The following is a 24,135-nucleotide window of genomic DNA, read 5'->3' as shown; positions in this document are numbered from 1 at the left end:
CCCCTCTTAACGGAGGGGGTTTTTTTAGCACTATGCTCGAATTTGCTCACCTGCAGCGCCCTTTATCACTATGCTCGTATTTGCTCACCTGCAATGCCTTTCATCACGATACTTGAATTTGCTCACCTGCAACCTCCTTTATAAGTCCCTCCTGCAAGCGGTCAACCGTATTCTTATACAAAAAGACCAGGCGCTTTCCGAATTGATCCGTAGAAGCATTGACCTTGTTATAACGGTTGGTTAAGGAAATTTATTATCAACTGCATGACTTAAGCTAAATTTATGTGGTTGAGGGGCGTTACATAAATATTAGCCTCCGATCATTTCCAGAAATGCGGTTGTAACCATCCATTATGTCCGGGGCTTTAAAGCAAATAATATGAGGTTTTCTTGTTTTTTTTGTTTGATTTTTAATGAAAAAATTATAATTAGCTGATTCATGTCCCCCTTTGAACCTCTCAATAATCGTGTCTTAATTTCCCTTAAATCTCCTTCTATTAGTGGAACGCTTAACTGGTTTCATTAATCCCGCTCACTTATTAATGTAAGCTTTTTGTAAGTTTTTCTCTGTTTTTCCTTGAGCTTTTGCCCGGCAGGTGCATAATGTGCGCATAAAAATACGTAATACACATTTTGTTACATATTTGGCGGGCAGAATAGTCATGCAGGGAAAAATGGAAAAGCGCCTGAAGTCGGCGCTGGCTGTTATTGGGCTAACCGGCTGCGGTGCGGTTTACGCAGCGCCGGGCGATGAGCAAATTCAGCATCAGCAGGAGCAGCAAAAAGCTCGCCAGGCACAGATAGCGCCAAAAGCACCCGATATCCGTCTTGCCGAACCGCTCCCCGCACCTTCGCGGATAACTTTTCCGGCTGAAAAACCCTGTTTTACGCTTCAGCGCGTCTCGCTATCCGGCCAGCAGGCTCTGCCGCATTGGGTGCCGTTGCAGCGGCTGGCAAACCAGGCTGTCGGTCATTGCGTAGGCGTGCAGGGCATCAATCAGCTAATGGGCACGCTGCAAAACCGTCTTATTAATCATGGCTGGGTGACAACCCGGGTGCTCGCGCCGTCGCAGGATTTGCGTCAGGGCGAGCTGAAGCTGCTGATTGTGCCGGGTAAAATCCGTCGGGTTGAGCTGGCTCCCGGCGCTTCGCGCTACGTCAGCCTCTATCCCACCATGCCGGCGCATTCCGGCGATCTGCTGGATCTGCGCGATATCGAACAGGGACTGGAAAATCTGCAGCGCCTGCCGGGCGTCGAGGCGAAGATGGCGCTACGTCCGGCAGAAAAACCCGGCGAAAGCGATATTATTATCGAGCGCACCCAGCGACGTTTCTGGCGTCTTGGCGCCTGGCTGGACGATTCCGGCACGGAAAGCACGGGACGGTATCAGAGCGGCATCATGCTGGCGCTGGATAATCCCACTTCATTGAGCGATCTGTTTTACCTGACCGCCAGCCGCGATTTGGGTTTCGCCGGCAGAAAAAGCAGCAAAAGCCTGACCGGACACTATTCGGTGCCGGTGGGCTGGTGGCAGTTTGGGCTGACCGCCAGCGATTACGACTACCACCAAACGGTGGCTGGCTACAGCCGCGATTTTCTCTATGCCGGGAAAAGCCGTTCGCTTGATGTGCAGGCCAGCCGGGTGCTGCACCGCAACGCTTCTTCTAAAACTCTCGCCACCTACGATGTGCTGGTAAAAGAGTCACGCAATTTTATCAACGATACCGAGGTCGTCAGCCAGCAGCGCCGTACCAGCGCCTGGCGGTTAGGGCTGTCGCATCGCCACTATATTGGTCCGGCCACGCTTGATGCCGGAGTCAGCTATCAGCGCGGCACGCGCTGGTTTGGCGCCTTACCGGCCTGGGAAGAGTCTTATCACGACAGCACCTATGCGACCGCGCTGTCAAAAATACTGACCTGGCAGGCGGCGCTGACGGTGCCATTCTCACTGAGCACTCAGCGTTTTAATTACAACATTCAATATCGTCGGCAGGTGAGTAACACGCCGCTGACGCCGCAGGATGAGTTTGCTATCGGCAACCGCTGGACGGTGCGCGGCTTTGATGGCGAGCGCACCCTGAGCGCCAGCCGTGGCTGGACGCTACAGAATACGCTGGCCTGGCAGACGCCGCTGCCTGCCCAGGAGTTCTATCTTGGGGTCGACTATGGCGAAGTCAGCGGCAACAGCGCAATCCAGGGCGGTTTGCCCGGACGCCATCTGGCCGGAGGCGTAACGGGGCTACGCGGCGTCATCGCGCCCGTCAACCTTAGCTATGACCTTTTTGCCGGGATCCCGCTCTCAAAACCAGAGGGATTTAAAACCGATCCGGCAACCTTTGGCTTCAGCCTGAACTGGAACTACTGACCCGCTTCTTTTGCCTGACAAGGGACTGTGCGCATTATGAACAAGCTTTGCTACCGCATTATCTTCAATAAAGTTCGCGGCATGCTGATGGTGGTGCCCGACATTGCCCGTAGCGGCTACGGCCATCTTGCCCGTCGCCGTCAGCGCAACTCGCGTACGGAAAAGCCGATCCGTATCAGTCCACTTAGTTTCGCGCTTTGGCTGGCGGCTGGGGCGGTTAGCCTGCCTGCGCAGGCCAATATCGTTGCCGACAGCAGCGCGCCCGGCAACCAGCAGCCGACGGTGATGTCCACCGCCAACGGGCTGCCGCAAATTAATATCCAGACGCCGAACGGCCAGGGCGTCTCGCGCAATCAATACAGCCAGCTCGATGTCGGCGAGCGCGGTGCCATTCTGAACAACAGTCATCAAAACACGCGCACCCAGCTGGGCGGCATGGTGGCGGCTAATCCCTGGCTGTCAAAGCAGGAAGCCAGCGTCATCCTCAATGAGGTCAACAGCCGTAATCCCAGCCAGCTCAACGGCTTTATTGAAGTGGCCGGAAAGCGGGCCGCGGTAGTTATTGCTAATCCCGCAGGGATAACCTGCAACGGCTGCGGTTTTATCAATGCCAGCCGTAATACCCTGACCACGGGCCAGCCGATTATGGAAAACGGCCAGCTGAAAGGCTTTGACGTGAACGGCGGGCGGATCAATATCGAGGGCAAAGGCTTAAACGACAGCGATGCCGATTACACCCAGATCGTCGCACAGTCGGTAGCGGTAAATGCCAGGCTGCACGCCCGAGAACTGAACGTTGTTACCGGACGAAATCAGGTAGCTACGGAAGGTAGCGTAACCACGGTGAAAACCAGCGACGCGACCGCTCGCCCAGCCTATGCGCTCGACGTCGCCGCGCTTGGCGGCATGTATGCCAACAAAATCACCCTGACCGGCACCGAAAAAGGGGTTGGCGTACGCAATGCCGGCGAACTGGGCGCCGGCGCGGGCGAACTACGCCTGACCGTAGATGGCCGGCTGGAAAACAGCGGCACGCTGCAAAGCCAGGCCGCTTTGCAAATCGCTACTCAGGATGACCAGACCAACAGCGGCAGGATCCTGTCACAACAGGCGGTCACGCTGGCCTCTAACGGCACCCTGCATAATGACGGCACCATCGCCGCAAAAGGCAACGTGACGCTGACCGCCAACGGGATCGAGAGCAATGGCGGAAGCGCGCTGGCAGCAGGGGTTGATGACAGCGGCGCGCTGACGCAGCCCGGCAGCCTGGTTTTAACCAGTCAGGGCGAGCTGAAAGCGCAGGGCAAAAACCTGGCACGCGATGGGATCCAGGCGCACGGAAGCCGGGTCGATTTGGGTGGCAGCCAGACTGCAGCGGATGGGATAGTGCTAAGCGCTACCCAGGGCGACATCAGTACCGCAGGCGCAACGGTGACTGGCAAAACGGTGCAGATACAGGCCGCTACCCGACTGAATAACGATGACGGTCAAATATCAGCCGGAAAGCTGGTCGTTGCTGCCCGGGACATCAGTAACAATCGCGGGCTGCTGCGTCAGCAAAACAGCGAGGCGCTGAGTCTGGACAGCGGGCAAATCCACAACAATCAGGGCACGATTGTTAACGCAGGCGATACCCATCTTAAAGCGCAACAAATTGAAAACCGCAGCGGGCTGATTGCCGGTAACGGTCATGCGCTTTCGCTGGATGCTCAGCAACTTGATAATCAGCAGGGGACTATACAGCTGGCTGGCGATGGCGCACTGACGCTGACTGCCTCGCAGCTTAATGGCAACCAGGGCGCGCTGCTGTCGGCCGGGGCGCTGGATCTGAAAGGCGGGCGGCTCGATCTCTCACAGGGGCATACTCAGGCGCAGGCGGTAACGCTGTCGGCGGAAACGCTCGATCACCGCCAGGGCCTGCTTTCCCAGCGCGGCCCTGGTGAAATGACGCTGTCGCTCTCTGGCGCGGCGGACAATCAGGATGGTCGCATGGAAAGCGGCGGCAGTCTGCGCATTGCTTCCGGCAGTCTGGATAACAGCCGCGGCACGCTGCTGGCGGCTCAGGGCGATCTGCTTCTGACCGCGGGCGAAGCGCTGAACAATAATCAGGGCGAACTGCTGGCCAACCGGGATCTGCGCCTTGCCGCAGCAAGTCTGGATAATCAGCAAGGACGCATTTCCGCGACGGGCGGCGAAGCACAGCTAAAAACGGATCGGCTTATCGACAACGATCGGGGGCGGATTGAAGCCAGCCAGCAGCTGACGGCGCAAAGTCAGGGAGTGAATAACCACGGCGGCACGCTGCTGGGCGATCGCATCGTAGTGGCTACGCAGCAGGGCGATTTTATCAACGCCAGCGGCAATGTAGTCGCGCAGGACACGCTCAGCCTGTCGGGCGGCGCGACAGATAATCACGCGGGCCTTATCCAGTCCGGTCACGATCTGACGATCGATACGCACGGACAAAAGCTGATCAACAGCGACAGCGGTAAAGGCGGCATCCTGAGTGGCGGCACGCTGACCCTAACCAGCGGCGAGACTGATAACCGTGGCGGCATTATAGCCGCACAGGCGGCTGGTATCGCCAGCGGCGCGCTGACGAATACCGACGGTACTGTGCTGGCAGATCGCACACTCTCTCTTACCACCGGCGCAATGGATAATCAGCGGGGCCTGTTGCAGGCGGGTGAGGATCTCTTGCTTGATACGCAGGGCGCAGCGCTTGATAACCGCGACAGCGGCGAACGAGGCGGGATCGTCTCTCGTGGCGATCTCAATCTGGCAACCGGGCGGATCCTGGGCGATCGGGGTACGATCCAAGGGCGGAACGTTGTTATCGACAGCCATGAGCAGGCGTTTGACCATCAGGACGGCAGCCTCAGCGCGAAGGAAAGCCTGCGGCTGAACAGCGGCGAACTGAACAACCGCGCGGGACGTATTCAGTCCGGCGGTGATATGCAGCTTGATACGCATGGCCGCACGCTTACCAATCAGCAGAGCGGAGCGTCGGGCGGCGTCATCGCGGGCGGCGAGCTGAGCCTCAACAGCGGCGATATAAATAACGACGCTGGCATGTTGGCGGCAGCGGGCAATATCCGGCTGCACAGTGGCGCGCTGAGCAATATTGACGGCACGCTGGCTTCAGACGGATCGCTGACGCTAACTGGCGGCGCGGTAGATAATCAGCGTGGCCTGATCCAGGCGGGCCAGGCATTATCGCTCGATACCCAGGGCGCAGCGCTGACCAATACCGACAGTGGCCAAAAAGGCGGTATTGTCTCCGCAGGCGATCTGCTGCTCAACACCGGGCAAATCAACGGCAACCACGGCGTGATGATTGGGCAGAATGTCACAGTCGACACGCATCGGCAGACCTTTGACCATCAGCAGGGAGAGCTGGGCGCGCGGGGCGCTTTGCAGCTGGATACCGGCACGCTGAACAACCGCGCCGGATTGCTGGAATCAGGGCAGGATCTGCGGCTGGATACCCAGGGTAATCCCTTTATTAATGAAAATGGCCAGCTGATCGGCGGCGGCACGTTAACGCTTCACGCTGGAGAGATAAATAATCAGCAGGGCACGATCGTTGGCAAAAACGCGACCCGGCTTACCGGCGGAAACCTCAACAACCGCGCAGGTACGCTGAGCGGCGGTAAGGGGGAGCTGACTCTGACCGCAGGAGAAATACAGAACCAGGGCGGCCTGTTACAGGCAGGCAGCGATCTGACGCTGGACACCCAGGGGCAGGCGCTGATTAATACCGACAGCGGCAACCAGCACGGCATTGTCGCCTTGGGTAATCTGGATCTGCGCAGCGGCGGGGTTAACAACCAGACCGGTTTTATCGCGGCGGGCAATCTGGCGTCGCTGCAGGCCGCCGATTTGAACAACGTTCAGGGGCAGCTGGCCGGCAACGGCGGGTTGACCTTTAGCGGCGGAGCCTTGAATAACACAGACGGCAAACTGCAATCTGCGGGCGATATCGCGATTGATACCACAGGCCAGACGCTGATCAATCAGCGCGGCCTGATTGCCGGTTCTGGCGCGACCCGTATCGACAGCGGCGCGCTGGAAAATCAGCAGGGACAGATCCAGGGCGGAAAAGATCTGACGCTGGCGCTGGGCCAGAATGCGCTACAAAATCAGAGCGGCAAACTGTTTTCCGCCGGAACGCTGACGCTGACCGCGGGGCAGCTTGCTAATCAGTCCGGCCAGCTACAAAGTGTGGACGCCGGACGGTTAACGCTTTCTCAGCAGCTTGATAATAGCGACGGCCTGCTCCAGGGCGGGCAGGGGTTGACTATCACCACGCCACGCCTGCTCAATCAAAACACGCAGAAGAGTGGTAAGGGCATTGAGGCCGGAACGCTGACGGTACAGGCCGACACGCTGGACAACAGCAAAGGCGCGCTGAAGGCAACGGCCATGCTTTCGCTGACCGTGCGGCAGGCGTTGGAAAACCTCAACGGGCTGATCTCCTCCGCCGGTACGCTGATTGTTCAGGATGCCGCTCAGGGACAGGCGCTGAGTATTAATAACCGTAAGGGCACGCTGATTGCCGATAAGCAGGCCCAGATCGGTGCCGCCTCGCTGAGCGGCGACGGGCAGGTGCTGTCACAGGGTGATTTGGGCATTACGCTGGCGGGCGACTTCCATAATGCTTCCCAGGTTAAAGCCAACGGCACGCTGCGGCTGGCTACGGGCGGCAGCCTCACCAATGACGGCACCATCAGCGCGCAGCATGCGCTCTGGCTCTCTGCCCGCAACGTCACTAACGGCAAAAAAGGGGAAATCAGCGCGCAGGAAACGCACGTCACCGCTGCGGATACGCTAAATAACACCGGCCTGATAGACGGCACGCTGACGCACCTTGTAGCCAACGTGCTGAATAATACCGGCACCGGCCGCATTTTTGGCGATCGTATAGCCATTGCCGCTACGGTGCTGAATAACCTCAGCGACGGCGGCAAAGCGGCTGTGATTGCCGCACGGGATCGCCTCGATCTGGCTGCGGATACGGTGAACAACCGCGACCATGCCCTGATCTACAGCGTTGGCGATATGCATATCGGCCGCCAGCTGGACAGCAACTATCAGGCCATCGGGCAGGGGCGGCAGCTCAATAACGACGGGGCGACTATTGAAGCCGGACGGGATGCGGCGATCGCCATGGCCGAGGTCAACAATACCAACCGTAACCTCACCACCAAAACGGTCACCACGGAAAACGCTCAGCATCATGATGCGGTGCTGAAAGGCCATACCGATCGTTTCGACTGGAGCGAGGTGGATACCAGCCATAAAAATAAATATAAGGTGCACAGCGCGCGCATGCCGGACGGTACCAGCGGCAGCGAGTTTTATGAGTACACCTATCAGCGGGTGGTAAAGGAAACGCAGATCAAATCGAGCGATCCGGGCAAAATCCTGTCCGGCGGCAACATGACCTTTACCGCCGATCGCCTGTTCAATCATGACAGCCAGATTGTGGCTGGCGCCACGCTGGGTGGGCAGATTGGCGATCTGGATAACCAGGCCACGAAGGGAACGCGCGTCACGACGGATAACGGCAAAGTGGTGCGCTGGTACGCCAAGAAAAAGAAAAAGAAACTGGGCGGCACCAAGACTTCTCAAGGTAAAAGCAGCAGCAACTATCGTCCGGCTGCCGTAACGGAAACCATCGACCTGAAAACCTTTGCCTGGCAGGCGAACGCGGCGCCACAGGGCAGCGGCTATCAGACCGGCAACCGACAGCAGCAATCGGTAAGCATACAGGCGGGGGCGGTCGGCGCGATTAACGGCCAGCAGGCGGCGACGGCGGTCGCGCTGACGCCGTCTGGCGATACGGCTTCGCAACCCGTTATCGCACCGCGTTACGACAGCACTCTGACGCTGGACAAGCTGGCCGGGCAGAAGGATCGTCCGCTGCTGTTGCCAGCCGGGCAGCAATTCTCACTGACGCTGCCCGCCACGGTGGTTAACGGACAAAGCATTACGCCCGTTATCCGCGCCGTTTCGGCGGATACGCGTCTGCCAGACAATAGCCTGTTTTCGCTTCAGCCTGCCAGCGACAGCCACTACCTGGTGGAAACCGATCCACGCTTCGTTAATCAGAAGCAGTGGCTGGGCAGCGACTATATGCAGAACGCGCTGTCGACGGACGGCAGCCAGACCCTGAAGCGACTGGGCGACGGCTATTATGAACAGCGCCTGGTACGCGATCAGATTACGCAACTGACCGGCAGTCGCTATACCGCGGGCTACAGCAATGATGAAGATCAGTTCCGCGGATTGATGAATAACGGCGTGGCTTTTGGTAAAACATACCAACTGACGCTCGGCGTGGCGCTGACGCCCGCGCAGATGGCGCTGTTGACCAGCGATATCGTCTGGCTGGTTAACCAGACGGTCACGCTGCCGGACGGGACGCAGCAGAGGGTGCTGGTGCCGCAGGTCTATGCGAAGGTAAAAGAAGGCGATCTTACCGGCGACGGCGCGTTGCTCGGTGGCGGTAGCGTGGCGCTGAATGCTCAAAAGGATATGACCAATAGCGGCACTATCCACGGGCGTGAAGTGACGCAGCTGACGGCGCAGACGCTGACCAACAGCGGGTATATCGACGGTAATCAGGTCAGCCTCAGCGCTCGCCAGGATATCGCCAACCTTGGCGGCACCATCAGCGGTGATAAATCTGTTTCGCTGCTGGCGGGACGCGATATTACCAGCCAGGCGACGCTGCGGGGCGACGGCACGGACAGATGGGTGGATCGGCCTGCGGGCATCTACGTGCAGGGTTCCGACGGCAAGCTGTCGCTGAGCGCGCTGCATAACATCACGCTGGCGGGTAGCGATATCGCTAATGCGGGTGAAAACGGCACCACACAGATCCGCGCGGGCAACGATCTGACGCTGGGCACCGTCTCCACGCAGCACAGTGAAAACGACAGCTGGGGCAGCGATAATTATCGTCGTCTTTCGCAGCAGAACGATGTCGGCACACGAATTACTACCGCAGGCGATTTGCAGCTCAGCGCGGGGCAGGATATTTATTCCCGCGCCGCAGAAGTGACGGCTGGCGGTACGCTGACGGCCAGCGCCGGGCGCGATATCACTTTAGGCACCGGCAACAGCAGCACCGATCTGGTCGAGCACAGCAAGCAGAGCAGCAAAGGGCTGCTGTCCGCCAGCAGCCTGGAAACGCACGACGAGGTACACGATCGTCAGGGGATTAGCACCACGTTCAGCGGCGACAGCGTACAGCTTCAGGCAGGCCGCGATCTTACCGTCACCGGCAGCAACGTGGCGGGCACGCAGGATGTGACGCTGAGCGCAGGACAGGATCTGAAAGTCACCACCGCGGCTGAATCCCACCAGGAAAATCACCAGCGCGAAGAGAAAAAATCGGGCCTGATGGGCACGGGCGGCATCGGCTTTACCGTCGGCCAGGCGATGCAGAAAAGCACCACTGACGCGGACGGCGCGCTCAATAAGGGCAGCACGATTGGCAGCAGCGACGGCAACGTGACGCTCAGCGCCGGTAACCAGCTTAACATCCACGGCAGTGACGTCATTGCCGGTAAAGATCTGACGCTCAGCGGCAGCGACGTGGCGATTACGGCAGCGGAGAACAGCCATACCGCACTGACCAGAACCGAGCAGAAGCAGAGCGGCCTGACGCTGGCGCTTTCCGGCACCGTGGGCGCTGCGCTGAACACGGCAGTCAGCGTGGCGCAGACGGCGCAGGATACCGGCGACGGCCGCCTGAAAGCGTTGCAGAACACCAAAGCGGCGCTGAGCGTCGCCCAGGCGGAGCAGGCGTATGAACTGGATGGCGCGCAGACCGCTGCGGCAACCGCACATAATGATGCGCTGGGCCTGAAGCCGGGCGATGAGGGCTATCAGGAAGGCGCGACCAACACCGTAGGCGTTAACCTCTCTTACGGCAGCCAGTCGTCTAAAAGCGAAACTCGCACGGAGAGCCATCAGGCGCAGGGCAGCTCGCTGGGCGCGGGCGGCAACGTGCAGGTAACCGCCACCGGCGCGCAGCCGGGCAGCCGGGGCGATATCACCGTGCAGGGCAGCCAGCTGCAGGCGGGCGGCGACATGACGCTGGCGGCGAAGAACGATATCAGCCTGCTTTCCGCGCAGAACAGCGAGCGAACCGACAGCAGCAACAGCAGCAAGGGCGGCAGCGTCGGCGTGGGGCTGACCGCCGGTTCCGGCGGCACCGGGCTCAACGTCTCGGCCAGCGTCAACGCGGCAAAAGGGCGCGCTAACGGCAACGGCCTGACGCACAGCGAGACGACGCTGAACGCGGGCAACGGCCTGAGCCTGAACGCCGGACGCGACACGCTGCTGCAGGGCGCGCAGGTCAGCGGGAACAGCGTGAAGGTGGACACCGGGCGCAACCTGACGCTGACCTCGGAGCAGGACAGCGACCGCTACGACAGCAGGCAGCAGAGCGCCAGCGCCGGAGCCAGCTATACCTTCGGCGGCGGCGGTGGCTCGGCCAGCGTGAACCTGAGCCGGGACAAGATGCACAGCAACTGGCAGAGCGTGGCCGAACAAACCGGCATCTTTGCGGGCAAGGGCGGCTTTGACGTGACGGTGGGCGACCACACGCAGCTGAACGGCGCGGTTATCGGCTCGACGGCAGCGGCGGATAAAAACCGGCTGGATACGGGCACGCTGGGCTTCAGCAGTATTGAAAACCACGCGGACTATAAGGTCGAACACCAGAGCGTGGGCATGAGCAGCGGCGGCCCTATTGGCAGCCAGATGCTCGGCAACCTGGCCAGCACGATGCTGGCGGGCATCAACGGCGGCGGCAGCGCCTCGTCAGTGACAAAGTCGGCGGTGAGCGAGGGCGCCATTACCGTTCGCAACGGTGAGAAGCAGCAGCAGAGCGTGAACGACCTGAGCCGCGACGTGGCGAACGCCAACCCGGGTCTGGATAAAATCTTCGACAGGGAGAAAGAGCAGCGGCGGGTGGAGACGGTGCAGGCGGTGGTGGACATCGGCCTGCAGGCCAGCGATATCGTGAGGACGCAGGGCCAGATAGCGGCGACGAAGAAGGCCACGGACGCGCTGAATAAGGCCGGTCCGGAAGAGCTCAAAGCAGCACAGAAAGCGTGGCAGAAGGCGAACCCGAACAAAACGCCGACGCAGGGCGATATCGTTCAGCAGCTGTACCAGACATCCTATAACAAAGCGATGCTGGACAGCGGTAAAGGAACGGGCGGGGCCCTTCAGCAGGGCATCAGCGCGGCGACGGCGGCGGCCTCGGCGCTGGCGGGCGGCAACGTGGCGGGAGCCGTTGCGGGCGGTGCGGCGCCGTATCTGGCGGAGCTGATACATAAAGCGACCACCACCACGGATGCAAACGGCAAAGAGGTGGTGAACGTCGAGGCAAACCTGATAGCGCACGCGGTGCTGGGCGCGGCGGTGGCGCAGGCGTCGGGCGGTTCGGCGCTGGCGGGAGCGTCAGGCGGTGCGGCGGGCGAGTATATCGCGCAGCAGCTCTATCCGGGCGTGGACCGTGCAGACCTGAGCGAGGAGCAGCGTCAGACCATCAGCGCGCTGGGGACGCTGGCGGCGGGGCTGGCGGGCGGGCTTGCCGGGGACAGTGCCGGCGGTGCGGTGACGGGCGCGCAGGCCGGGAAGAACGCGGTTGAGAATAATACGTTGTCCGACCTCACCGATGCTCTGGCCGCAGGTAAATCACCGCAACAGGTTGCCAGAGAACACACTGAAGAAACGCTCGAAGAGATTAAAAAAGAGCAGTGTGCAGGGCTGGGTGCGGAAGCATGTTCTGTCAGACTGGAAGCTTACCGGCAGGAAATGGTTGCAGGGGCAGTGTCTCTCGGTCTGGATTTTGTGCCGGTAGTGGGTACGTTGAAAAGCGTGGCGGAAGCAGAAAGTGCGCTTGGATATCTTGAAGCTATTGCTTCAGTTATTCCGGGTGAACGGGTTGCTGGCAAGATATTCAGGGCAGCAAGAGCAGCGCTGAATAAAGGGGATGTTGCTGAAGCGTCGAAGCTGATCAATAAAGCCAGCGATGAAATTGAAACTGTAGTCCGCCCAGGTCACAGGCAATCTGAAATAGATGTAGGTAAAGATCTCGGTGACGGATGGCGCGAACAAGTCAGCTTCAAAGATGGTAAAGAAGTTCCCTACGGTACAAAAGGTGGGGTTCGCCCTGACTGGTGTCAGGGAAATGTCTGTAGTGTTGAAGTGAAAAACTATAATATTACGACTAACAAAAATGGGCTGATTAATAACGTAGCAAAACAGGCAATTGAGCGGCAGAAGAATTTACCTGCGGGAATGCAACAGCGTGTTGTTATAGATACTCGTGGGCAAACAATTTCATTAGATCAGGAACGAGAGATTATTAAAGGTATTGTTGGGAAATCCAATGGTGCTATTGACCCAACCTCTATTAGGTTCAAAAGGTAACAACAAATGAAACATGTTGGTTTCTGTGGTGGAAGCTCTTTTTTTGAGTTGGGTAGCCCTTCAGATATGGTTCGTTTTTTTGATGTTTTGCATCATCTTTCCCGTAATGAAAGGGAGCGTAACTTATTGGAAAGGCTGTATAAAAAATATGTTAACCTTGATGAAATTGGTGAAACTCAATTAGTTATACAAGAACTAAAATCGCTTTCACATGAAAGTTTCCTGATGGAGTTTTCGAAGTATTTTGAGAGTATTGAATGGTGTTTTCAATCAGCTAAAGCTTTTTATGAGGATTGGAATATTTATCAGGCGGTAAAAATTATTATTACAGATATGCCATATTGCGTCTCAGATATAGACAGGCCAAAAGAAGAATATGATGTTCTGACTTCAGATGATATGCCTTTTTGGCTGAGGTAATCTGGATTTGCTATTTTAGTTATTATTACTAAATCCCGGCCGCTGAGCCGGGATTTTACTTTGTACACCAGTCAGTTACCGCCACTTCTCAGTCGCCGCTGCGGCGTGGCGACCAGTTCAATAAACTCCTCAATCTGCCGCTGCTTACGGTCAGAGAGCTTCTTGCAGGCCTTCCTCAGGGTGGTCACCACCTCCGGCTCTGCGGGTGGTTCCGGCAGTGGCTCCTGCGCGGCCAGTATCAGACAGCCCGGTAAAACCTTCACCTCCAGCGCCGTCCCTGTATCAAAACCCATCTCCTTCAGCCAGTGGCCCTTCAGTGTGACAGCCGGAACGGGCTGGTACTTCGCGTCACTGACATAACCCACGGTATAACAACGGGTTGTGTGTGGCAATCTCTGGCTTATGATGTGTCTCAGCCATAATCAACTCCTTGATAGTTGGTTGTGGTCAGCGGGTTGGTGGTGTTAGCGCACCTTCAGCCCGCGTCTGTATTAACTCTCTTCTTTAACCGCTTTCCTTGCAGAGTCCCAGCGGCGGGACTGATACTTGATAATCAGGCTCTCCAGCACTTCGCGCACTATCGCCTGCTCATTCTCCGGCAGCTGACTGATGGCTTCAAACTGAAGTGCCAGCTCGCCGTCCGGGCCACGTTCATGTTCATCAAACAGCAAAAAATCGGTACTGACGTGCAGCGTGGTGGCTATCTTCTTCAGCGCATCCAGAGAGGGCAGCCGGTCGGCCCGGCGACGCACCCGAAAAGCCTGTACGCGCTGCTGCTGCGGTTCGTGAAGTGGCGGCAGGAGCGCAACTGGTCGGAAACCACGCTGAAGGTGCAGACGCATCACAGCTACCGCTTTATCTGCTGGGCGGCAGAGCGCGGCCTGCACTATGCGGCGGAGGTCACCCGACCGGTGCTGGAGAGCTGGCAGCGCTGGCTGTATCAGTACCGCAAGAGCAACGGCGAGCCGCTGACGAGCAGGACGCAGCGGACGGCGCTTCAGCCGCTTCAGGTGTGGTTCTCCTGGATGGCGAAACAGGGTCTGATACTGGCGAACCCGGCGGCGGACCTGGAGCTGCCGAGACTGGAGAGACGTCTGCCGCGCACCATCCTGAGCGTGGAGCAGGTGGAAGAAGTGCTGAACTTGTGCGACCTGACGACGCCCCAGGGTATCCGGGACCGGGCGCTGCTGGAGCTGCTGTGGTCAACGGGTATCCGGCGTGGCGAGGTGACGGTGCTGGACATATACAGCGCGGACTTCGGTCGCCAGATACTGACCATCGAACAGGGTAAGGGGAAGCAGGACAGGGTTATCCCGGTGGGCGAACGGGCGCTGTGGTGGCTGGAGCGCTATATCCTGGATGTTCGCCCGCAGATACTGGTCAGCCCGGAGTGTAAAGCGCTGTTCCTGGCGATGGACGGCGTGGCGGGTCTGACGGCGCACGGTATCACCGGGGCGGTGGTGCCGTACCTGAGAGCGGCGGGCATCGACAAAGGGAGCTGCCACCTGTTCCGTCACGCGATGGCGACGCAGATGCTGGAGAACGGCGCAGAGCTGCGGTGGATCCAGGTGATGCTGGGCCACCGGAGCGTGGAGAGTACGCAGATCTACACGCAGGTCAGCATCCGGGCGTTGCAGGCAGTACATGCGAGTACGCATCCGGCTGAGCAGCGGGACAGCGAGAAACCAGACAATATGGAGTAAAGGTGATGATAAGGTATATACTCGGTCAGTATATGAGCGGAATGAGAGAAAGAACCATGCCTAAAGAAGCGGTGTTCACGATGAAGCTGGAAAGCTCGCTGCGGGAAGACTTTATCGCCGCAGCGAAAGCCAGCGACAGACCGGCCTCGCAGGTGATACGCGAGCTGATGCGGGAATACATCCGGCGACAGAACGAAAGCCGGGCTTACGATGCTTACCTGGCACAGAAAGTGGAGAGAGGACGGCAGGATATACGGGCAGGTAACGTTGTGAGCAACGAAGAGGTTGAAGCGCAGTTCGCCGCGCGTCGTGCAAAACTGGCGGGGAAAGCGTGAAAGTGCTCTGGGCGCAGGAAGCGCTCAACAACCGTACAGCAATATGGGATTACCTGGCAGAACGAAACCCGCTGGCGGCGATGGAACTGGATGAACGGTTCAACGAAGCAGCAGCCAGGCTGGCAGAGCATCCGCTGATGGGTGTGGTGGGAAAAATAGCCGGCACGCGGGAGCTGATACCGCATGAGCATTACCGGCTTGTGTACGAAGCGGATGAAGAAGCCGGTATCGTCTGGATAGTGACGCTGATCCACACAGCCCGGTGCTGGCCGCCGGTGTCGCCGTACAGCCAGCAGAGCTAGCGGAGCACTCTGTGAGCCGGACTGTTCCGGGTTACGGCAGAGCGCGCCATCCCTGGCGCGATCTGCCTTCTTCACGTCCTGGGTGCGGGGGGGTAAACGGTCGCCCGGCCAGCGGTAAGTGGCGGCGCGTTCTGGCAGTCAGCAGCTGGCCGTTCGTCCGTTCAACATAACGCCGGAGATTATACGCACTCTCGCGCCCGCCTCATGTACACCACATAAACCCCGTCATGCGCTCGTATGCGTATAATCTGCGTTATGTCTTGCGCCGCCCGCGTTCAGCACCGGGTGAGGCCGCCATCCCTGGCGGCGTTGGCATCTTGATCGTGTTCAGCAAACGGCAAAGCGGTTGTCGGCCTGCGGCCTCCGCTAAAGGGCGTTCATGCCCGCCCGGCTGCGTCTGGCTGCGGCGGCTCGCACTGCGTTGCTCGTTCCCGCCTCGCCAGCTACCGCTTCCCGCCCCGGTTCAGTGTTGTCATGCAAAATCAAAACCCGGTCAGACAGCGGTGGAACAGAGCGCCGTTCCGTCGCTTGCGGGCCTCGCCAGCCCGCGCCCGGCGGATACTTCCCCGGCCCACAGGCAAGCTGTGAACCGGGGAAGCATCTGATGCAAAGCAGTAATGACAGAACGGGCAACGCTGGTAAAATGCGCGGGTGCAGGCACAGCGCCACGGCCGGGCGGTAGCGTGTTACGGGTCAGAAAAGCGCGTCGGGGAAAATATCACCGGGCATCAAAACGCGACATACAAAACCGGCTGTAATTACCGGAAAGCACAGGGAAAAGTTAAGTTCGGCGGCAAGTTCCACAGCGTAAGAAGTTGTTGTTGAGAATAATGCGCTGAGTGTTAAGGAAAACCAGTCCCGCGTTCAGGAAATGTCTCAGTGTCAGGGCAATAAAGCTTGTGAGGGAACAGTCACCGAGAAGTACAGGCAGATCTCAGCGGCACAACAAAAGCGTGTTGTGGAGTGTACAGGCGCTCGTGACTGTGTTGACAAAGCGAATGAAGTTGGCAGGTTGCAGACTGATTATGCTAACCGTCCCAATGAGTTGCTGGAAAAAGCGCGAGTTAATGGCGGTCTGAGTCCGGCAGATCAGAACGAGCTTTCGATCCTTCAGGTGACGTCTATCCAGCTTGAAGCAGACAGAAATGCGGCAATTCACAATGCGTTAATGTCTGATGATTCGTCTGAAGCGAAACAGCTTGCGATAAACTCACTGGCACAGGTAGCCGGAACCAGTGCGGCGGGAATAGCTGCCGGGATTGGAAAGGCTGGCTCAGGAAAAGGTAATATTCAGCAAGATTCGATGCTGGGTCAGAATGGTGTTCAAACTGCCAGTAAGACTATATGGAAAGGTACTGGAAAAGAACGAATAGATGTTGAAAACCCTAATCCAGGTCAAAGACCAGGACAGTTACATTATCAGGATAATAAGGGAAATAAATACCTTTACGATCCCCAAAAAAATTCATTCCCTGATGCGCCTAAATCAGTAAATAACTTATTGAATGACAGCTCATTTAAGAAAGCTATCGATAAAGGTATGACGCAATATCTTGGAGAGAAAAAATGAAGTGTAATTCACTGATGATGAAGAAAATTATCAATGCAGACTGGAAGGACCTCTCTCTTCCTGAAGAACTTCAACTATGGGTGGATTGTGGTTTTATAATAGTTGATGGATGTGTCTTTTTGGCTGGTCTATTCAAGGGTAATCCTGGGATAAATAATCATTTTGATAAAACAGGAATTGAATGTTTCGTAAATTCCTTCCATATCGATGATTACGTTTCTGAAAGATACCTAGACTATTCTTGTTTATTTTGTAATAAAATACTAAGTCAATGGGAATGTAATAATGATAATAAGGCTGAATATCTAAATGTCATTATTTCTCTTGATGATTTTGGATCTGTTATTAAAACTCATATGAAGCGCGAAGGTGAAAATTGGTTAAATAGTAATCTTGACAAATATGAAGATGCTATTCTGGAAACGAGTACACCACTTTGAATTGTAAGAAAAAAATCCCAACCCTTGTGTTGCAGGCTGACCGTGCTGCTGTAATCAGTGGCCAATTTTATTGGCACGCTTTGCATGCCTGATACTACTACGGTTGTTATAGTTGCTCTTTAACAGTGTCAGGAAAATGGATAACGGGGTGCAAAAGTGCGCGTCGGGGCTATGCGTCGGCACATCAGAATGCACTGAAAAACAGCTTCTAACTCACGGAAAAGACAGGGAAACATCGGTTACTGCTGCTGATGCCGTAGCGGATGAAGTTGTTGTTGAGAATAACTGGCTGAGCGTTCAGGAAGCAGACAGAAAGAAACAGCTGGAGACGAAGCGCGACTACCTGAAACAGGAGTTAACACCGGCTGAAGCGAAAGAACTGGCGACGATTAATCAGACAGGTAAAGCGCGTGATGAAGCGATAAAAGCGGTCTGTACGGATGGTAATAAAGGGGGTTCAGCCTGTGGTGCGCTGGTTAGCCCGGCACAGGAAGCACTGAAGAAGTACGGTGAAAATGTCAGTTATTCGCTTATTTATAAGGATCTTTATCCACACGAAGCGGCGAATCTGGAAAACATTCTTCAGGGAGTGGATGCGGGAAGTATCAGCCGTGACCAGGCGATAACTGCAATAGCGGCGTCAACGCATCGTGACTGGAATGACGTTGCGAAAGATTATGACTCTGCAATGCAGACGCAGGCGATAGCGGTAGCGCTGGCCGGTATGAAAGGTATGCAGGCCGGGATACCAGCTAAAGCCAGCAAGCCGTCTGTACCGAATGCAGATAAAAACCTCAATTATGTTGATGAACCCCCCTTCAATCCTGGAGGGACCGCTGGCAGTGCGCAACCATGGTCAACTAAAGCCCGTATAAATTATGTTCAGCTTCCTAATAAAGGGAAAATCCGTTACATACCGCCGGAAGGATACTCTCCATCTCAACCTCTACCGAGAGGGCCAAATAATGGTTATATTGACAAATTTAAGAATGAATGGGTAAAAGGCCCATCTCGTACAGCAGGGCAGGAGTTTGAATGGGATGTACAGTTATCACGTACTGGTAAAGCTCAGTTAGGTTGGGCGACACGCGATGGCTCGCATCTAAACATATCTCTAGATGGTAAGGTTACTCATAAGTGATTGATATGAAAATTGATTTTTATTATGAAGTAGAAGTCATAGCTGGAGCCAAGAATAATAAATATGTTGGCTGTAAGGGGGCGGTTCTTGGCATAAGCGAGGAAAATGGTGTTGTGTATGGTTACTCTGTTGCCATACATGGAAAAGAAATGGCTGTTTACTTTGATAAAAATGATCTTGTACCTACAGGTGTCTGTTTTACGCGAGAAGATTATTACTGAAAAATATCCCGGTCTTCAAACCGGGATATTTTTATCTGTCACTCAGCGACGAGGTTGAGAATAACTATCTGAGCTACGACGAGGCGCATGCTTTTGACAGAGAAATGACAGCCTGTCGTAAAGCTGGCCGTGAATGCGGAGATATACAGAACAAGTATGCTGTAATTAGTGCTGATAACCGACTGAAATTGCATATTGATGTCGCTGCTGACCCTCTGACGGCTCTATCCGGGGAAGATAAATGGAATATTGAGGGCGGACTCAGCGCGGCAGGTCGACCTGGCTGGCTATATGGTTCGCTGGAAAACCAGGATGTGAAGGACTACGTCATTGAAGGCAACAGATACGACCTGAACTATCTGAATAGCAATACGTCACAGGGGGATAGAGCTCTGGCTTTCTTCGGTGAGCCCGAAAATTATTGGGGGGCTGTAGCGGGGGTTAGTTCACTGTTTGCTTCATCGGCAACATTGTCAGAAAAAGTTATCAGTGCCGGGCTGAGCTTCGGGGCAAATGGGGCGGTCCAGATTGCAACCGGCAATACCGGTGAGAAGTTCGATTATCTCAGTTTCATGATGTCAGGCTTAACCGGTGCAGGTACAGCCGGGAAAGGATATTACGCTAACCAGTTGTTGGGTGCCGGTAGTGCTTACATGAGCAGCCAGATTGAAGGCCAGGACAGTACTGCATCAGTAGTGGGTAGCATGGCTGGTACAGGCCTTGGCTATAATATTGGTGCTTCAATTACTAATAAGTTTGAATCGCAATACATCAAAAACCAGCTTGGAATGGACGCCAGCAAAAATGCCTTAAAATACTCTGAATCGTCTTTTGGTCCCGGATATTTATTAAAAGGTGGTGAAATGAGTCCTTTACCTGGGACCCTGGGTGGGCTTGGTGGTTCATTAATATCAGAAGGTGCAAGTAGTGTGACTCAAAAAGAAGCTAATGGTGGTGGTAAATGAAACATCCTCTATTAGAACTTATTAAGCTGATGTTTATTCTGGCAGTTACTTTTTCTTTAGGAATGGTAGTTAGCATTTGGCTTATCACTCCAGAACCAATCTCTCAAGAGGTGTATATCAAATATGGGGTGATTGGTGCTATTGTCGGGTTATGGGGAGGGGCTGGCACTTGGTTGATACTTTACCTACAAATACGAAGGCATTCTCGTAAGTAGTTGTTGTTGAGAATAATGCGCTGAGTGTGCAGGAAAACCAGTCCCGCGTTCAGGAAATGTCGCAGTGTCAGGGCAACAAAGCCTGTGAAGGCGCAGTAACCGAGAAGTACAAGCAGATTTCAGCAGCACAACAAAAGCGCGTGATGGAGTGTACAGGCGCTCAGGACTGTGTTGATAAAGCGAATGAAGTTGGCAGGTTACAGGCTGATTATGCTAACCGTACCAGTGAGTTGCTGGAAAAAGCCCGAGCTGATGGCGGTCTGAGTCCGGCAGATCAGAACGAGCTTTCAATCCTTCAGGTGACTACGATCCAGCTTGAGGCGGACAGAAATGCGGCGATTCATAATGCGCTGATGTCCGGTGATTCACCTGAAGCGAAGCAGGTCGCGATAAACTCGCTGGCACAGGTGGCAGGAACCAGTGCTGCGGGAATTGCGGCAGGAGTTGGGAAAAATAAGCCTAATACTGGAGGAAGTGCAGTCAAAAACGGAGCGAAAAACGCACCAGAGACGCAAACTAGTGTTGATAATAAATTAACTAATTACCTGTTAGCGAAAGATCATCCTGTTGGCGGAAGCAAGGCTGAATGGTTTGATAAAGCCCTCGGTTTTAACAAAGGGAATTCAAGCGATCTTGCGAAACAAATTGTCTTCGAACCAGGCAAAGCTGTGAAAACAGCAGAAACGCAGCACGGTGTTAAATATGACCAAGTAATATCTATCACTGGTGCTAACGGAAGAACAATAGATGTGAAATTCGGTTGGATTAAGAATAATGATGGTGTCGTTAGACTTGTGACAGCTATTCCGGCTAAGAAATAACGGGTGCTAAAATTATGATTAAAGAATATGATGTCGTTAAGGCCACCAAAGTGTTATCTGACTCTATAGCCGCAGGATGTAAAGGTGCTGTTGTCATGGTATATACAGAACCTACTTTAGGCTATGAAGTAGAGTTTGTTGATGCTAATGGTGAGACGTTAGATGTTTTGACTGTTTATCCAGACGACATTCGGCTATTGAACTAATATTATGCTCCAATAAATGAAATCGCGGCCAGTGAGCCGGGATTTTTGCTTTCAAGCCCTTGAATCCCCCGCTTACCGCCGCTGCAACCGGAGCACACCGGGCGCAGCGGTAATCTCGAGCTGAACGGCGCGGTTATTGCGAGTATGGCAGATGCCAGCCTGAATAAACTCGACACCGGCACGCTGGGCTTTGGCGGCATCCACAATCACGCGGACTATAAGGTAGAGCACCAGAGTGCGGGGATAAGCACGGGCGGCAGCGTGGGCGGTCAGTTCGCCGGGAACATGGCGAACGGCATGCTGGCGGGGCTGAACGACAGCGGCAGCGCGGACTCGGTGACGAAGGCGGCGGTATCGGAAGGTACGATAGTTATCCGCGATAAGGAAAAGCAGACGCAGGACGTTGCAGACCTCAGCCGCGACGTGGCTAACGCCAATCCGGGGCTGGACGTCATCTTTGATAAAGAGAAGGAGCAGAACCGGCTGAAGGCGGCGCAGCTGATAGGTGAGATAGGCGCTCAGGCGGGAGATATCGCCCGGACGCAGGGCCAGATAGCGGGGATGAAGGCGCAGCAGGACCCGGCGGCTCTTCAGGCGGCGCGTGAGCAGCTGGCGGCAAGCGGTAAGCCCTATACGGAAGCCGATATATCGCAGCGGGCGTCACCGTACCTGGCGGAAAAGATACACGAGCTGACCACAGATGCGAACGGTAAGGTTAATGTCCAGGCGAACCTGATGGCGCACGCGGTGCTGGGTGCGGTAACCTCGTACGCGGCGGGCAATGCTGCGCTGGCCGGAGCCTCGGGCGCGGTGATGGGCGAGTACATCGCGCAGCAGCTGTATCCGGGCGTTAAACGTAAAGACCTGTCTGAGGAGCAGCGACAGACGATAAGTGCGCTGGGGACGCTGGCGGCGGGTCTGGCTGGCGGCGTAGTGGGTGACAGTACGGCGGATGTTGTTGCGGGGGCTCAGGCGGGTAAGAACGCGGTTGAGAATAATTATCTCAGCGATACGGACGTCACGTCATTCACCGAGAAATATGCAAACGCGAAGACCGATGAGGAGAGAGACCAGCTTGTAGCAGATCTGAAAAAGCTGGATGCAGAGAAACAGGGTAAGGCGCTTACAACAGCAATACCGATTAGAGAGCAGAAAGCAGAGCTTGAGAAGCTGAAAGTACTAAAGGCTTCGCCGGACTGTAATACACAGTGTCAGCAGCTGGTTACCTACTCAATCTCTGAGCTGGAACCGGTGGCTAACAATACGGAATTGCACAAGAATAACCTCAGTAAGGCGGTATTGGCAGGTGTGATATTTGGGTTAACCGTTGAGAAACCGACAGCAAACAATCCAATATCGCGGCTAACAAGGGAACAGCAGCAGTTAATTGAGAGAGCTGAATTTACAACGACAGCTAAAGGGATACAGAATGCTTTCCCGCGTGATCTGAATGAGAAAGTTGTGTGGAATCAGATTCGGGCTAATCCAGGTTCTGCAGGAGAACCGCTCAAAGGAATGAATAAGGATGCTCGCTTCCCAACATCTGCAGGCTTCCAGAAAATGGAAGCAAAGCAAAAACTATCTAATGGCTCAACTATAACAGTACATTACCAATATAATTCCATAACTGGTAAAGCTTATGATATGAAAATAACCACACCTCAGAGAAGTGTTAATGACCCTGCCAAGGTGATTGATTCTATTAAGGATGCTGTTAAATGAAAATAAAAGAAAACGACGGAACACTAATAGATGTCTATGCCATTTACTGGATTAAAGGCAAAACCTATTTCTATGGTTTAGTAAAAGATTATGGCTTATCTGTTTTTAATGCAGATAAAGTAGGCATTGTTGATCCTACAATGTCAGGTGATTTTATTTTTTTTGAAGATGGTATGTTTTTTAAACCACTCATTGCAGAAAGAATATTGGATGATCTTGTCGAGGGTGATCCAAAGACTTACAAGCGTTTTATTGAAATTCTAAAAGCTGAAGGTCAAATAGAGCCTGACTTTTACTGACTAACAAAATCCCGGTCTGGCCGGGATTTAACTTTACAATCAGCTTATTACCTTAAAGCGGCAGCCACTCCACAGTTCCTTCCGGGAGCCTCCGTGGCCGCTTCTGCGGCGTGGCAATGACCTGGATAAACTCCGCAATCTGACGCTGCTTGCGGGCAGAGAGCTTTTTACAGGCCTTATGCAACGCGACGACGACTTTCGGCTCTGCCGTCTCTGGCTGCGGTTCCTTAGCAGTCACGATCAGACAGCCCGGCAGCACCCGGACTTCAACCGGCGTGTCGATCGTAAATCCAGCCTCTTCCAGCCAGTCACTGAGTTTTGATAAAGAGCTGTCAGATTGCCGGAGCTCAGGTGGTGACTGCCAGGCAGTTATCGATAAGTGGAAAAAGGTCAGCGATAAGCAAAGTGCAGACACTGAACAAAAACTGAAAGATAATCCACTGGAAGCGCAAGTTGTTGATAAGAAGATTGCTCAGGGCGGCATTGATATGACAGAGCGCCCGGGCTGGCTGGGTAACGATGTTGGTTTAGCTTCTGCCAGCAGACCAAGCTGTTTATATGGTTACCTGAACAATATTTATAATGTAATAGCCTTGTCGCCTAAATTATTTATATTCAATGTAAGTTTGATATTATATCCTCTATTCCCGAGTGAAAAAATACGGTTATATATAAAATTAAACGGTTACGATGTAAATCAAGACCATCCCTCCAAGATCTTTCATTGGTAATCATGTAGTTAATTCAGCTTTCGCCACTCCACAGTCCTTTTCTGGATCATACGTGACTGCCTTTTCGGCGTGGTATCAGCTCAACGGCAGCGACGGATAAAAACCGGCTGGATACGGGCACGCTGGGCTTCAGCAGTATTGAAAACCACGCGGACTATAAGGTCGAACACCAGAGCGTGGGCATGAGCAGCGGCGGCCCTATTGGCAGCCAGATGCTCGA

General features: G+C 54.9%; 18 protein-coding genes and 2 pseudogenes. 17 read left to right on the top strand and 3 right to left on the bottom strand.

Going from position 1 to position 24,135, the window contains the following annotated elements; translation table 11 throughout:
- Nucleotides 1-674: 674 nt before the first annotated feature.
- Genes AB6T85_RS03730 through AB6T85_RS03720 form a run of 3 tightly spaced genes read left to right on the top strand, consistent with a single transcriptional unit; the run spans nt 675 to nt 13,244 of the window.
- The gene (locus tag AB6T85_RS03730; protein WP_369894847.1) at nt 675-2,366 is read left to right on the top strand and encodes a ShlB/FhaC/HecB family hemolysin secretion/activation protein; all 1,692 of its coding nucleotides are present in this window, start codon (nt 675-677) and stop codon (nt 2,364-2,366) included.
- A gap of 36 nt (nt 2,367-2,402) precedes the next feature.
- A complete protein-coding gene (locus AB6T85_RS03725) occupies nt 2,403-12,824 on the top strand; it encodes a hemagglutinin repeat-containing protein (protein ID WP_369894846.1) in 10,422 nt (3,473 codons plus the stop codon).
- 6 nt (nt 12,825-12,830) lie between these two features.
- A complete protein-coding gene (locus tag AB6T85_RS03720) occupies nt 12,831-13,244 on the top strand; it encodes a hypothetical protein (protein ID WP_062749673.1) in 414 nt (137 codons plus the stop codon).
- A gap of 71 nt (nt 13,245-13,315) precedes the next feature.
- Here the strand turns inward: AB6T85_RS03720 and AB6T85_RS03715 are convergent, their stop codons facing one another.
- Nucleotides 13,316-13,609, bottom strand: coding sequence for a SymE family type I addiction module toxin (locus AB6T85_RS03715; protein WP_369895039.1), 294 nt, complete (start codon nt 13,607-13,609; stop codon nt 13,316-13,318).
- A gap of 126 nt (nt 13,610-13,735) precedes the next feature.
- Nucleotides 13,736-13,978 (bottom strand): annotated as a pseudogene (locus AB6T85_RS03710) (RstR family transcriptional repressor); the annotation flags it as partial.
- Here AB6T85_RS03710 and xerC point away from each other — a divergent pair.
- From xerC to AB6T85_RS03645, 13 genes and pseudogenes are all read left to right on the top strand, one after another.
- Nucleotides 13,898-14,947: a site-specific tyrosine recombinase XerC gene (gene xerC / locus AB6T85_RS03705; protein ID WP_369894844.1), complete on the top strand. Its 1,050-nt coding sequence runs from the start codon at nt 13,898-13,900 to the stop codon at nt 14,945-14,947. The pseudogene AB6T85_RS03710 and the gene xerC overlap by 81 nt on opposite strands.
- Nucleotides 14,948-15,003: 56 nt before the next feature.
- A complete protein-coding gene (locus AB6T85_RS03700; protein WP_369894843.1) occupies nt 15,004-15,282 on the top strand; it encodes an antitoxin of toxin-antitoxin stability system in 279 nt (92 codons plus the stop codon).
- Nucleotides 15,279-15,584: a type II toxin-antitoxin system RelE/ParE family toxin gene (locus AB6T85_RS03695; protein WP_369894842.1), complete on the top strand. Its 306-nt coding sequence runs from the start codon at nt 15,279-15,281 to the stop codon at nt 15,582-15,584. The genes AB6T85_RS03700 and AB6T85_RS03695 overlap by 4 nt, the downstream gene beginning before the upstream one ends.
- Nucleotides 15,585-16,455: 871 nt before the next feature.
- Nucleotides 16,456-17,154: a hypothetical protein gene (locus AB6T85_RS03690; protein WP_369894841.1), complete on the top strand. Its 699-nt coding sequence runs from the start codon at nt 16,456-16,458 to the stop codon at nt 17,152-17,154.
- Nucleotides 17,151-17,594, top strand: a complete 444-nt coding sequence (locus AB6T85_RS03685; protein ID WP_502092338.1) for a PM0498 family protein — start codon at nt 17,151-17,153, stop codon at nt 17,592-17,594. The genes AB6T85_RS03690 and AB6T85_RS03685 overlap by 4 nt, the downstream gene beginning before the upstream one ends.
- Before the next feature lie 136 nt (nt 17,595-17,730).
- On the top strand, nt 17,731-18,735 hold the full coding sequence (locus AB6T85_RS03680; protein WP_369894838.1) for a polymorphic toxin type 17 domain-containing protein: 1,005 nt from the start codon (nt 17,731-17,733) through the stop codon (nt 18,733-18,735).
- On the top strand, nt 18,732-18,956 hold the full coding sequence (locus AB6T85_RS03675) for a hypothetical protein (RefSeq protein ID WP_369894837.1): 225 nt from the start codon (nt 18,732-18,734) through the stop codon (nt 18,954-18,956). The genes AB6T85_RS03680 and AB6T85_RS03675 overlap by 4 nt, the downstream gene beginning before the upstream one ends.
- A 104-nt stretch (nt 18,957-19,060) precedes the next feature.
- Nucleotides 19,061-19,921, top strand: coding sequence for a hypothetical protein (locus AB6T85_RS03670; protein ID WP_369894836.1), 861 nt, complete (start codon nt 19,061-19,063; stop codon nt 19,919-19,921).
- A complete protein-coding gene (locus AB6T85_RS03665) occupies nt 19,918-20,136 on the top strand; it encodes a hypothetical protein (RefSeq protein WP_301731076.1) in 219 nt (72 codons plus the stop codon). The genes AB6T85_RS03670 and AB6T85_RS03665 overlap by 4 nt, the downstream gene beginning before the upstream one ends.
- A 26-nt stretch (nt 20,137-20,162) precedes the next feature.
- Nucleotides 20,163-20,957, top strand: a complete 795-nt coding sequence (locus AB6T85_RS03660; protein WP_369894835.1) for a DUF6883 domain-containing protein — start codon at nt 20,163-20,165, stop codon at nt 20,955-20,957.
- A 14-nt stretch (nt 20,958-20,971) separates the two neighbouring features.
- Nucleotides 20,972-21,163 carry a DUF4926 domain-containing protein gene (locus AB6T85_RS03655; RefSeq protein ID WP_125290993.1) on the top strand — a complete coding sequence of 64 codons (192 nt, stop codon included), beginning with the start codon at nt 20,972-20,974 and terminating at the stop codon, nt 21,161-21,163.
- 117 nt (nt 21,164-21,280) lie between these two features.
- Nucleotides 21,281-22,169, top strand: a pseudogene (locus AB6T85_RS03650) (VENN motif pre-toxin domain-containing protein); the annotation flags it as partial.
- 712 nt (nt 22,170-22,881) lie between these two features.
- Nucleotides 22,882-23,184, top strand: a complete 303-nt coding sequence (locus tag AB6T85_RS03645) for a hypothetical protein (RefSeq protein WP_369894834.1) — start codon at nt 22,882-22,884, stop codon at nt 23,182-23,184.
- 52 nt (nt 23,185-23,236) lie between these two features.
- On the opposite strand, the gene AB6T85_RS03640 is transcribed toward AB6T85_RS03645, so the two are convergent.
- Nucleotides 23,237-23,422, bottom strand: coding sequence for a SymE family type I addiction module toxin (locus tag AB6T85_RS03640; protein ID WP_369895053.1), 186 nt, complete (start codon nt 23,420-23,422; stop codon nt 23,237-23,239).
- Nucleotides 23,423-23,465: 43 nt separating this feature from the next.
- On the opposite strand from AB6T85_RS03640, the gene AB6T85_RS03635 reads away from it, so the two are divergent.
- Complete coding sequence (locus AB6T85_RS03635; RefSeq protein WP_369895037.1) at nt 23,466-23,915, top strand: hypothetical protein; 450 nt, start codon at nt 23,466-23,468, stop codon at nt 23,913-23,915.
- The last annotated feature ends 220 nt before the right edge of the window (nt 23,916-24,135 follow it).

The sequence above is a fragment of the Erwinia aeris genome (genome assembly GCF_041224955.1).
Classification (GTDB): Bacteria; Pseudomonadota; Gammaproteobacteria; order Enterobacterales; family Enterobacteriaceae; genus Erwinia; species Erwinia aeris.
The sequence above is the reverse complement of the archived record's forward strand: the minus strand, read 5'-3'. Positions and strand labels throughout refer to the sequence as shown.